At 46.3% G+C, this 12,249-nt stretch carries 9 protein-coding genes; 2 read left to right on the top strand and 7 right to left on the bottom strand.

The annotated features are described in order from the left end of the window. Window positions 1–17 precede the first annotated feature (17 nt). Together ACOJRU_RS16830 and ACOJRU_RS16825 are read left to right on the top strand one after the other, a co-directional pair. The gene (locus ACOJRU_RS16830; protein ID WP_421132872.1) at window positions 18–1,580 is read left to right on the top strand and encodes a phosphoenolpyruvate carboxykinase; all 1,563 of its coding nucleotides are present in this window, start codon (window positions 18–20) and stop codon (window positions 1,578–1,580) included. A gap of 349 nt (window positions 1,581–1,929) precedes the next feature. Beyond that, window positions 1,930–4,332 carry a TIM-barrel domain-containing protein gene (locus ACOJRU_RS16825; RefSeq protein WP_421132871.1) on the top strand — a complete coding sequence of 801 codons (2,403 nt, stop codon included), beginning with the start codon at window positions 1,930–1,932 and terminating at the stop codon, window positions 4,330–4,332. Window positions 4,333–4,357: 25 nt separating this feature from the next. On the opposite strand, the gene envZ is transcribed toward ACOJRU_RS16825, so the two are convergent. The 7 genes from envZ to ACOJRU_RS16790 all read right to left on the bottom strand — a co-directional run bounded on the left by envZ (window position 4,358) and on the right by ACOJRU_RS16790 (window position 12,046). Next, window positions 4,358–5,692 carry a two-component system sensor histidine kinase EnvZ gene (gene envZ / locus ACOJRU_RS16820; protein ID WP_421132870.1) on the bottom strand — a complete coding sequence of 445 codons (1,335 nt, stop codon included), beginning with the start codon at window positions 5,690–5,692 and terminating at the stop codon, window positions 4,358–4,360. Between the two features lie 48 nt (window positions 5,693–5,740). Beyond that, window positions 5,741–6,463 carry a two-component system response regulator OmpR gene (gene ompR, locus ACOJRU_RS16815; RefSeq protein ID WP_421132869.1) on the bottom strand — a complete coding sequence of 241 codons (723 nt, stop codon included), beginning with the start codon at window positions 6,461–6,463 and terminating at the stop codon, window positions 5,741–5,743. A 134-nt stretch (window positions 6,464–6,597) separates the two neighbouring features. Continuing rightward, complete coding sequence (locus ACOJRU_RS16810; RefSeq protein ID WP_421132868.1) at window positions 6,598–7,692, bottom strand: DUF2855 family protein; 1,095 nt, start codon at window positions 7,690–7,692, stop codon at window positions 6,598–6,600. A 128-nt stretch (window positions 7,693–7,820) separates the two neighbouring features. Further along, window positions 7,821–8,726, bottom strand: a complete 906-nt coding sequence (locus ACOJRU_RS16805; RefSeq protein ID WP_421132867.1) for a phosphoribulokinase — start codon at window positions 8,724–8,726, stop codon at window positions 7,821–7,823. 86 nt (window positions 8,727–8,812) lie between these two features. Further along, on the bottom strand, window positions 8,813–9,748 hold the full coding sequence (locus ACOJRU_RS16800; RefSeq protein WP_421132866.1) for an ion transporter: 936 nt from the start codon (window positions 9,746–9,748) through the stop codon (window positions 8,813–8,815). A 162-nt stretch (window positions 9,749–9,910) separates the two neighbouring features. Further along, window positions 9,911–11,203 carry a phosphoribosylamine--glycine ligase gene (gene purD / locus ACOJRU_RS16795; protein ID WP_421132865.1) on the bottom strand — a complete coding sequence of 431 codons (1,293 nt, stop codon included), beginning with the start codon at window positions 11,201–11,203 and terminating at the stop codon, window positions 9,911–9,913. A gap of 27 nt (window positions 11,204–11,230) precedes the next feature. Continuing rightward, complete coding sequence (locus ACOJRU_RS16790) at window positions 11,231–12,046, bottom strand: class I SAM-dependent methyltransferase (RefSeq protein ID WP_421132864.1); 816 nt, start codon at window positions 12,044–12,046, stop codon at window positions 11,231–11,233. Between the last annotated feature and the right edge of the window lie 203 nt (window positions 12,047–12,249).

The raw sequence follows: 12,249 nt of genomic DNA, 5'->3' as shown, positions 1-12,249 counted from the left end.
CAAAGAGGGTTACGGGTATGACGGCTGCAACTACATTGAAAACGGACTTGAAGATGTCTCCATTAGTTGACTTGTCCAGCGCTGAGCTGATTGAACGAGCAGTAAAGCGTGGGGAAGGTGTATTAGATAAAAATGGCGCATTAGTGGTAGAGACGGGCGAACGAACAGGTCGCTCACCAAACGACAGATTTATCGTAAAGGAAGCAACCACAGAAAGCGACATTGAGTGGGGCAAGGTAAATAAACCTTTCGATGCTGATAAATTTGATGCGTTGTGGGACCGCGTTGACGCCTATCTTGCGACCCAAGAGCATTTTTTATCGCATCTAGAAGTGGGTTCAGATCCTGAACACGCTCTTCCATTAGAAGTACGTACACAAACTGCGTGGCAACACGTTTTTGCACGTAACCTTTTTATTATTCCAGAACAGTGGAACGTAAAAGATCAGCAGCCTTGGCAAATTCTAAATGTACCGGGTTTTGTGTGTGAACCTGAGCGTGACGGCACGAATAGCGACGGTACGGTAATCATTAACTTTGCGAAAAAGCGGGTACTTATTGCTGGTATGCGTTACGCCGGTGAAATGAAGAAGGCGATGTTCTCGGTTCAAAACTTCTTGTTACCAGCAAAAGACATTTTGCCTATGCATTGTTCTGCCAATGTGGGTGAAGAAGGCGATGTAACCTTGTTCTTCGGGTTATCTGGTACAGGTAAAACGACCTTGTCGGCCGACCCTAAGCGTTTCCTTATTGGTGATGATGAGCATGGCTGGGCACCAGGTAGCGTATTTAATATCGAAGGCGGTTGTTACGCGAAGTGTATCGATTTATCTCAAAAGAACGAGCCAGTTATCTGGAACGCCATTAAATTTGGTACCATTTTAGAAAACGTGGTGCTTGATGATACTCGCACGCCTGACTATACCGACACCTCGTTGACACAAAACTCCAGAGCAGCCTATCCATTAGAGCATATTGAAAAACGCGTTGAAGAGAACCGAGGCGGCGAGCCGCGCTCAGTGGTTTTTCTAACCTGCGACGTTAGTGGCGTACTGCCTCCAGTGTCAGTGCTAAGTGAAGAGGCTGCTGCGTATCACTTCTTGAGCGGTTACACGGCAAAAGTTGGGTCGACTGAAATTGGTTCTACCAGCGATATCGAATCAACCTTCTCGACGTGTTTTGGCGCACCGTTCTTTCCACGTCCAGCAGGCGTTTACGCAGAGCTCTTGATTAAGCGCGTTAAAACATTTGGCGCGAAAGTGTACTTGGTCAATACCGGTTGGACCGGCGGTCCATACGGAACAGGAAGTCGATTCGACATACCTACGACGCGCGCTATTGTTGATGCAATAGTTTCCGGTGAGCTTGCCGACGTTGAAACCCAACACATTGATGCTTTGAATCTTGATGTGCCGGTTGCTATTCCTGGTGTAGACAGTAACTTGCTTGTGCCACAAAACACATGGGCAGACAAAGCCAAGTATGACGAGTTTGCTGCAAACCTTGTAACGAACTTCAAAGCAAACTTTGAAAAATATGACGTGAGCGACGCCATTAAAAAGGCTGGCCCAGGTAACTAATTCCTATGGTGTTGCAAGCCGGTGATAGGCTACTTGCTTGCGCCCAATGTGGAATAAAGGGGAACTGAACCCTCCCCCTTCCCAACGTTCATCACAGATAACGTGATTGAATTTTTGCCCACGCAACGTCGTGGGCTTTTTTTATCTTATGAATACGTATGTTTGTTTCGTTTTCGTAGCGCTATGGTTATGCTTTTGTTAATAATGCAATAATAAGAGTGCACTAATCATGATGTATGGCATCAAACAATATTGGGGGCGACGTTTCCAAAGCGCCTCCCTAGTCACTTGCGAAAAAAACACCTCAATTAATCGAGCTTATAGCGCCCCTTCACTTATAAATCAGATAATGGTTTTACTTATACTGACCATTTCTTCATTTAATGCGGTGGCGCGCGTCACTGATTTTGTCGTTGAAGGGAGCACGCTGTTACTACATACCGACACAGCGACGCTGCGAGTGTCAGCCGTATCGAAAAACAGTTTCTCGGTGACGTATGAACAAGATAATCATGCCAATTTACCCTCATTGGCTTTGCCCGAGTCTCTAGTACCTCAAACATCAGTTGCGCTCGACACGTTTCCAGAGAAACTGGTGTTTTCGGCGGGTCATGCCGCAGTGCATATCAACAGAGCATCCAATAAGCTTAGCTTTTATCTTAACAACACCCTGATGACACAAGAGCAAAGCGGTTTATCAGTAGATAAGGGGCGTGTGCAGTTATCAATGCAGTTAACGCCTGATGAAAAACTTTACGGCGGCGGGCAGCGTGTACTCGGCATGAACAGACGGGGTCATGCAATGCCGCTTTACAACAAAGCGCATTATGGTTACACGAGTGAATCTAATCAGATGTACTTTGGTTTATCTGCGGTAATGTCATCTAAAGGGTATAGCGTGCTATTTGATAATGCTGCGTCGGGCCAGCTTGATATAGGCAAAACCATACCAGACGAGCTGCTGTTCAAAGCGGTATCAGGACGCGCCAGTTACATTGTGGTGTTAGGTGAGAGTCTGACAGAAACTATTCAAAATACCGTCTCTATTACCGGAAAACAGCCACTTCCCCCTCGTTGGCTGCTAGGAAATTTCGCCTCTCGATTTGGGTATAAGTCTCAGCAAGAAGTTAATGATGTAGTGCGCGCTTTCAACGAGCAAGACATCCCTCTTGATGCCGTGGTGCTTGATCTGTACTGGTTTGGTAAAGACGTAAAAGGGCATATGGGGAATCTGTCGTGGGACCGTTCTACCTTTCCAGAGCCAGAAGCCATGATTGCATCGCTTAATAACCAACACATAAAAACGGTATTGATAACAGAGCCTTTCATTCTGACTAGCTCAAAACAGTGGCAAAGCGCGGTTGATAGCAATGCGTTAGCGCTAAACAGTGATGGTAAGCCATACACCTTCGACTTTTACTTTGGTAATACCGGATTGGTAGATGTGTTCAGTGATGCGGGTAAAGACTGGTTCTGGCAGTTCTATGAAAAACTTGCAGCGCAAGGCGTCGCTGGGTGGTGGGGAGATTTGGGTGAGCCAGAAGTACATCCAGATGACAGCATTCACTTATGGCAAAGCAAACATTTATCCGGCAACGGTAATACGGGCGAGTACGTTCGAGGTGACGCCATTCATAACGCTTACGGTCATAAGTGGGCGGAAATGGTATTTACGCGGTTAACCGAGCTGCAGCCACATCAGCGTCCATTCGTGTTGATGCGTTCAGGGTTTTTGGGTAGTCAGCGTTATGGCATGGTGCCATGGACTGGTGATGTAAGCCGCAGTTGGGGCGGCCTACAACCACAGGTAGAGCTTGCGCTTCAAATGAGTGTGTTCGGTATGGCCTATACGCATTCTGATTTAGGCGGCTTTGCTGGCGGCGATGCATTTGATGCAGAGCTATACACTCGCTGGTTACAGTTTGGTACGTTTTCGCCAGTCTTTCGTCCTCATGCGCAAGACGCAATCGCCCCCGAACCGGTATTTCATGCAGACCCTGTGAAATCGATAGCACGACAGTTTATTAAACTGCGCTACGCGATGTTGCCTTATAATTACAGCTTAGCCTTTGAAAACTCGCTTTTTGGTACGCCGTTAATGCGACCAGTTGCCATGATGCATGGCAATGAAACGTGGTTTGAAAATAGCCGCAGTTATTATTGGGGGGATGCGCTTTTTGTTTCACCCGTCACCCAACCTGATGTAAGCGCATGGCCTGTCGCATTACCACCGGGCGTTTGGTTCGACTTTTTCAGTGATACTAAGTACCAAGGAAACCGAGAGGTAAGCTACCCGCTAACCGACAGCACATTTCCTGTGTGGGTCAAGGCAGGTGCATTCTTGCCCATGAGCGAGAATTTATCACGCACCGAGCACTATGATGCAACGTCATTTGCCGTGCATTATTGGCATGATGCGTCTGTGAATACGTCACAGTATTCTCTTTACGACGATGACGGCATTAACCCTAAAACGATAGATAAATCGCTGTTTTCTGAATTGCGCTTTACCGCATCGACTTCTAATTCAGACAGCACGGAACTGACATTGACGTTGAGCAGCGACGGGAGTTACGTAGGTATGCCGCAAACGCGTGACATTACGTGGGTGCTACATGGTTATGAGCGTGCTCCAAAGGGTGTGTTAGTGAATGGTAAGCCGATAAAATCGCAGTGGGATGCATCTAAGAAAACCCTCTCTTTATCGCTTTCATACGATTATCAGCAACAACTTACCATCAATATTTTATAAGCTACGTGGGGCGATTATCGCCCCTCTATTTTCGTTTCACCGTATTAATGTCGACAGGAATATAAAACTCGGCTACTAAGCCTTGGTAAGGGTGATTACGCAGGCTAACTTGCCCGTCATGCGCCTCAATAATACGTTTTATGATGGCAAGCCCTAAGCCTGAACCTGAAGAGCTTCGAGCCTTGTTCCCTTGAACAAACGGCATAAACGCATTGTCGATTTCATGTTCGGGGATACCCGGGCCATAATCACGCACTTTGCAATAAACACGTTTCTCACTTTTATTGAAATACGTAGAGATAACAATATTGTCTGAGCCATAGCGAAAGGCGTTTTCGATTAAATTATCGATGACTCTTTTCATTGCAATGCGGCGTAGCGGAATCGATGGAATAGCATTAAGTTTTAACTCGATGTGATGCGTATCGTCTAACTGCCTTACTTGCATGAGTTCGTTGATAATTGTATTGAGCGCAATATCTTCTTTTACTTCCTCGCTATCGTAGCGAGCATAGTCGATGAACTGATCGATAATCGCGTTCATGTCTTCTATGTCGTTTACAATTCCCTCTTTTATCCACTCTTGATCGTCTGGAAGCATTTCAGAGGCCAGCCTGATGCGTGTTAACGGTGTCCGAAGGTCATGTGAAATCCCCGCCGTCATCAAGGTACGATCGTGCTCAAGCTGTTTGATGCCTTGATTCATTCTATTGAAGGCCCGTGTTACCTGTCGCATTTCACTGCTGCCTTGTTCTTCAAGCGGTTGAGGATGCTCTCCTTTTCCCACAAGGACTGCGGCCTGTTGCAGTGCCGACAGTGGCATGGTCATTCGACGCACAAACAGCCAGCCTCCTGCCACACTTAATATTCCTATCACCATTAGGTACATAGTAAGGGGGGATATGTTCGCTTCATTTAGCCCGTCTATCGGGATCGCTATCCATGTATCCGGATAACGCGAAAGTGAAATCCATACCGTGTAAGGCGATGCGCTATCACTGACTTGTGACAGTGTACTTATGCGAACGTCAGCCAACTGTTTTAATTGTTCGCTAACTTGCGAGGACATAAAGCTATAGTAGACCGCTGAGTCTAGCCCTTGGACTTTCGCTTGACTCCCTTCTAGCACCTGAACTTGGGTGCGCTCATAGTATCGTTGTCTGCTGGCATCATTACTGACTAATAGGTCGTTGGCCAAGACACCTTTGACCTGCGTTGCTAAAAGGCTATTGATTTGCTGGTAACTCGGTTGAATAAAGTAGTAGGTAACCGACACGTACGACACGATTTGATTGATCAGCAGTAAAGCGCCAATCAATAGCACGGTTTGGCCAAATGCGCTGTGGGGAATTAAGCGCATGGTGTGTGTAGTCGTCGCAACGAGTGTATGCGCCAAGGCGCAAATCGGCTATACATTTTCACCGTCTGGAACAAAAACGTAACCTAACCCCCATACGGTTTGAATATAGCGTGGGTTTGCCGGGTCTTTTTCTAGCATTCGTCGTAAACGTGATACTTGAACGTCGATACTGCGCTCTAGTGCACTGTAATCCCTTCCTCTAGCTAAGTTCATCAACTTGTCGCGAGAAAGCGGCTCTCGAGGGTGTGTAACTAACGATTTTAATACCGCAAATTCACCACTTGTGAGTGTTAATGGGGTATCGCCAGCCGTCATTTCGCGGGTGGCAAGGTTTAGCTTGTATTCGCCAAACTCAATCATTTGAACATCTTTTGATGGTGCGCCGGGCGCTTCACTGCTGCGACGTCGTAATACAGCTTTTGCGCGAGCAAGCAGCTCGCGAGGGTTGAACGGCTTGGGTAGGTAATCGTCGGCGCCCATTTCTAACCCAATAATTCGGTCTACTTCATCGCCTTTCGCGGTAAGCATAATAATGGGAAGTTCACTGCCAGCCTGACGTAAACGCCTACATATGGATAGGCCATCTTCGCCTGGCAGCATAAGGTCAAGAACCATCAAGTGAAAGTTTTCACGCTCCAGTAGGCGGTCCATTTGTTCGGCATTAGCTGCGCTTCTTACCTGATAACCTTGCTCCACCAAATAGCGTTCCAACAAGCTTCGTAGGCGCATGTCATCATCAACTACAAGAATTTTAGAGGTTTCCTGACCCATAACCATACCTTTGATATTTCTTTTGTTTCACTATAACCACATGCAGGCAAATACAAAAGAGGGGATTACGGTTATGTAATCCCCTCTTTGTTACAAATGGTGTCAGTATTTACACATTGCGCGTGAGCGATGGGTTAAAACGTTACAACATTTAGTGATTTTGTGTTTGCCGAGCCGGTAAGCGTATCAAGGTATAACGCCACAATAGCATCGCTGCCGGTATGGACATCTTCAGTAAAGGTATCGTGAAGTGTGGTTGCAAAACCTTGCCATGCAGCCGCATACTTCGCTAAGAAACCTTCATGACCCCATTCGCTCTGGCGCAGCTTTACACGTGATGGCGCAAAGAATATTTCAGCGCTCAATGCTTTAGGGTTCGGTTTTTCTTCTGCTTTCCAGTCTGTTGCGCCAATAAGCGTGACATTGGCTAACTTATCACCGAGAGTCTCAGTGAGATTGTTTATTAACGTACCGTTTGCTGCGAAGTCGAGAAGCCAATAACTATCATTAGTGTCTAGCGTGGTTAAGTCATTATAGCTGTAGACCTCGTCATAGCACTCCGTTGCTTTTACCATTTCAACGTTATGCGAAGAGGTAAGCCCTATCACTTTATAATTCGCGTTGCGTGCGCCTTTTTGTGTTTTTAACAATTGCGCGGTACCCAATGCCGTTTTACTTGATGCGCTCGATAACAGTAACGACTCACCTTTTGATAATTCAGCAACGTAGTCATCAAGGACAAATGATGTCATAAATAACGGTCTGAAATTGAGCTGCCATGCTTCACGCTCGGGGTTGTAGCCGGGGTCTGCCGCGCAGCGAAGGTATTGGTCGTAAACGGGGCTAATACTTTTTCGTTTTTCATGGATATCAGAAAAACCATGAGGCGCAACTTTTCCTGCTTTTATTATCCAATGGGTTGCCATTGGAAGGTAGCCGAACACTTTTTCGCCTACTTTAACATCAGGGTGATTAGATGCTTTAACCGTCGCAAAGCCCCACACGGGCACAATACCGAAGCCGTCATCAGCGGGGAAAAAGCCCCAGTAGCCCATTTTGAAACCGAGGGCAGCATACGTAATGTTGTTAGCGGAGAAACCAAAACTGTCGGTTTCAAGCATGACTTCGTCTTGCGAAAGTGTATCGATAGAAAGGGGAAGCTCAACCACTTTGGTGTCATCGAGCTGGCTTTGGTTTATCCAAATTTGGGTACTATTTACAGTTGTCATGTTTTCTATCCTGACGATAATTTATCTTACCATGACGTATTTCTAGCGCTATTACGACTTACAGTTGTAAATATATTGTTATAGAAGAGAAGAATACAACCATAGAAAGCAGCACCAAGGGAAGGGGGCTACTCTTCGGTATTCAACCAGTCCATCTGATGCCCTGCACGACGCTTCTTATTAAGAATATCTTCAAGCAGTGGGGAGAGTATAAGCTCCATCGCCAGCCCCATTTTACCGCCGGGTACCACAAGGGTATTAATGCGCGACATAAATGCGCCGTCGATCATTTTAAGCAGGTAAGGGTAGTCGACATTTTTCATTTCACGCCTAAATCGCACCACCACAAAGCTTTCGTCTTGCGTGGGAATTTCTCGTGCGCTGAAAGGGTTAGAAGTATCTACCGTGGGTACACGCTGGAAGTTAACGTGAGTCCGTGAAAACTGAGGCGTAATATAATGAAAGTAATCATCAAGACCTCTCACAATACTGCTCATAACCGCTTCGCGAGAGTGACCGCGGTCGGTGGTATCACGAACAATTTTCTGGATCCATTCAAGGTTTACAATAGGGACCATGCCGACCAGTAAGTCAACATGCTTGGCCACGTCGTTTTCTTCGGTTTTTACGCCGCCATGAAGCCCTTCGTAAAACAGTAAATCGGTATTTTGGGGTAAGTCTTGCCACGGCGTAAATGTGCCAGGCATTTGATTAAACGGTACCGCTTCGTCGAACGTGTGAAGGTATTGTCTGAATTGGCCTGAACCAGAACTACCGTATTCTCTAAAGAGCGTCTCCAACAGCTCAAAGTCGTTCGCTTTTGGACCAAAATAGCTAATGTGTCGACCTTGCTCTTGCGCTTTACGAATTTCTACTTCCATTTCTGGACGGGTAAAGCGGTGAAAACTATCGCCGCCTACAATTGCTGCGTTCACACTAAGGTTTCTAAAAATGTGACGAATTGCGTTCGTGGTGGTGGTAGTACCCGCACCAGAAGAGCCTGTTATAGCAATAATAGGGTGTTTTACAGACATAGGAATTCTATTAGGGAATGACGGATACTAGTTATAAGCTGATGGGCAGCAAGAATCAAGTCGAAGGACATATAGTTTTATAACCGCTACTTATTTTCATTGTTATGATGATGCTGCAATAAACGAACAATAAGCCGCGCTTCTTCCTCATCTAAATCTAAAAGGTCACGAACTCGATTTATGTGGCTGAGATCATGTGTACTCAATTCCCCATCATCAAGGGCAATACGTACCGTGTCTTTAAATCTGTCTCTTCTAAGCTGCATCTGAGCAGTAAAGCTCGATGACAAAATCCCCGCGGGCAATGCATAAAAGCAAATACCCATTACGGTAATGAGACCGCCAAATACCTTGCCTAATGCGGTTACCGGCACAGCATCGCCATAGCCCACAGTGGTTAACGTAACGAGGGCCCACCATAACGAGGCTGGAATGCTACTAAATACGTTGGGTTGTGCGTTATGTTCAATATAGTAAATGCAGGTGGCTGCAATAACGGTAAAAACAAGTAGCACACTAATCGCCGCTATCAAGCTATGTGATTCATTACGAATAACCGTTACCAGTGTTTGCATAGAGCGTGAATAGCGGCCAATTTTCAAAATACGCATTACCCTAAATACACGAAGAATACGCAGATCAAACACAAAGAAGACACTGAGATAAAAGGGTAGTATGGCTATGAGGTCGACAATAGCCATCGGGCTTTTTACGTACTGCCAACGTTTTGTCCAAGCGCTGACGTTGGCTGTGTCAGCATTGTTATGACACGGGGCCGCTGCGCTACTGTAAACCCGTACAACGTATTCAATGGTAAACAAAACCACAGAGACCACTTCAATAAGATGTAGCTCGTAAGACCATACTTTCGCTACGTCAGGCACCGTTTCTAGCATCATGCCGGCCACATTAATTAACACAAGACAAATTAGCATCCAATCGAAGGCTTTGCTCAATCCCTTGTGTTGTTGGGCGTCGCTTGAGGCGGTGACGATGTTATAGCACGTGGTTTGAAGTGACATAAAAACTTGGCGTAAAAATGTGTATTTATTACTCTACCAATAAATAGAGCGTAAGCCAAAACAGAGAAGGACAACAAAAATACGATAGCGACTGACGACATTACAAAAAACGCGGCATTGCGCCGCGTCTTCTTATCGTATTAAGCAGTGTTGCTTATAACGTTATTTTGCTTCTGCTTCACGTGCAATAGCGCGATAAGCAATGTCATTGCGGTAGTACACGTCTTTGAACTGAATCGTCTTAAGTAATTCATACGCTTTTTGCTGCGCTTCTGTCACGTTGTTACCCAGTGCGGTTGCACATAGTACGCGACCGCCCGATGTCACCACGTTTCCGTCTTGCAGTGCGGTGCCGGCATGAAATACTTTTCCGTCAAGCGTTGCCGCTTGCTCGAAACCTGTGATCACATCACCTTTATTATAGCTGCCTGGGTAGCCGCCCGCCGCAAGAACCACTCCTACTGCGGCGCGTTCGTCAAACTCGATGGTTTTGCCCGCTAACTCGCCCTTGCATGCCGCTTGGCATAGTGGCACCAAGTTAGACTTCAAGCGAAGCATAATGGGCTGAGTTTCCGGGTCACCAAATCGGCAGTTGTATTCAATAACTTTCGGCGTGCCGTCTGACATAATCATTAGGCCAGCGTATAGAAAGCCTACGTAGTCATTACCCTCGGATGCCATGCCGTTAACCGTAGGCATAATAACGTCGCGCATCACGCGGTCGTGAATGTCTGGGGTTACAACAGGGGCTGGAGAGTAAGCTCCCATACCACCGGTATTTGGGCCTTTGTCACCGTCGGCCGCTCGTTTATGGTCTTGGCTGGTTGCAAAAGGTAATACATTTTTACCGTCTACCATCACAATGAAAGAGGCTTCTTCACCGTCAAGAAACTCTTCTATTACTACTCTGCTACCTGCTTCGCCAAACGCATTGCCTGCCAGCATGTCACGAATGGCGTCTTCCGCTTCTTGAAGGGTCATGGCAACAATAACGCCTTTGCCTGCTGCTAAGCCATCAGCTTTAACAACAATAGGCGCACCCTTTTCACGCACATACACAATCGCAGGGTCTATCTCTGTAAAGTTCTGATATTCAGCGGTAGGAATATTATGGCGTGCTAAAAAATCTTTCGTAAATGCTTTTGAGCCTTCAAGCTGCGCGGCAGCTTGAGTAGGCCCAAATATCATTAACCCTTCGTCAGTGAACGTATCAACAACACCGGCAACAAGCGGCGCTTCTGGTCCCACAATGGTAAGCTCAACATTGTTGCCTTTGGCAAACGACACTAAACCTGCAATGTCATTTACATCAATAGCAACATTCTCAAGTTTTGGCTCAATTGCCGTACCCGCATTACCAGGTGCGACAAACACGGTTGAAACATCAGAAGACTGCGCTACGTTATAAGCTAGCGCATGTTCGCGGCCACCGCCGCCAATTACAAGTACGTTCATTAACTGTTCCGTTTATACGTTGGGTTGTTACGAATTAGGTTTTACAAATTTAAGTGTCATTCTATTGCTCTCGCCGATGGCAAGATACATTGCTCTGTCTTGGTCGTCGAGTGCTAACCGTGGTGGTAATGTCCACACACCTTTAGGGTGGTCTGCGGTATCCATTGGGTTAGCATTAACATCGCTGCTCGCTTCAAGTACAAAGCCTGCTTTTTCGGCAGCCGCTACCACGTATGAGCGCTTCATATAGCCAGTCTTTTTCATGGCGTCGTTGTCGGCACTCTCGGGTAGTTCATGCTCTACCACACCTAATACACCGCCTGGCTTAAGGGCTTTAAAAAAGGCACCAAACGCATTGTCGATACCTTCATCGCCGTGGCGCATGTACCAGTTATGTACGTTGCGAAACGTGAGTACCATGTCGGCACTACCCGCTTTTGCTACATCAAGTGCTTTAATAGGGTCAAAGGCTGTCACGACTGCGCCTTCGTATTTCATACCCGCTTGTGTCTTTTCTTTAAAGCCTTCGAGTGATTTTTTGTAGTAATCGTTTGTCGATTCATCAACATAGTAATGTGCAGCGACATATTGGCCGTTGCCTTTGACTACTGAGTTTAGAATGTCAGCATACCAGCCACCGCCTGGTGATATTTCTACCACAGTCATGTCTGGCGATAAGCCGAAAAAGCGTAATGTCTGTTGTGGATTGCGGTATTCATCGCGTACTTTTGCTTTGGCAGACCGGATATCGCTCATTGCAGCATCTGAGATTGCGTCTGCATTGGCGTAGCTTGCAGACATGCCTAGGGCAGCTACAAGGGCGAGTTTGGCTAACTTTTTCATTATGATTTCCTTTTTCTGTCGAGGGTATAAGTAATAAATACGTTAACAGTATTACTACAAATGTCCAAAATCAGATTAAGCCTAACAGTTAACCATGACAGTCAGCCGACACTCAGCATGATATTTAGCACGTCTGACGTTTAATGCTTCATGTTTGTAGCCGTGAAAAAATCGTACGAACTACAAAAGTGCATGTAACGATG

The sequence above is a fragment of the Alteromonas algae genome, from assembly GCF_049117195.1.
In the GTDB taxonomy this organism is placed as follows: Bacteria; Pseudomonadota; Gammaproteobacteria; order Enterobacterales; family Alteromonadaceae; genus Alteromonas.
The sequence above is the reverse complement of the archived record's forward strand: the minus strand, read 5'-3'. Positions and strand labels throughout refer to the sequence as shown.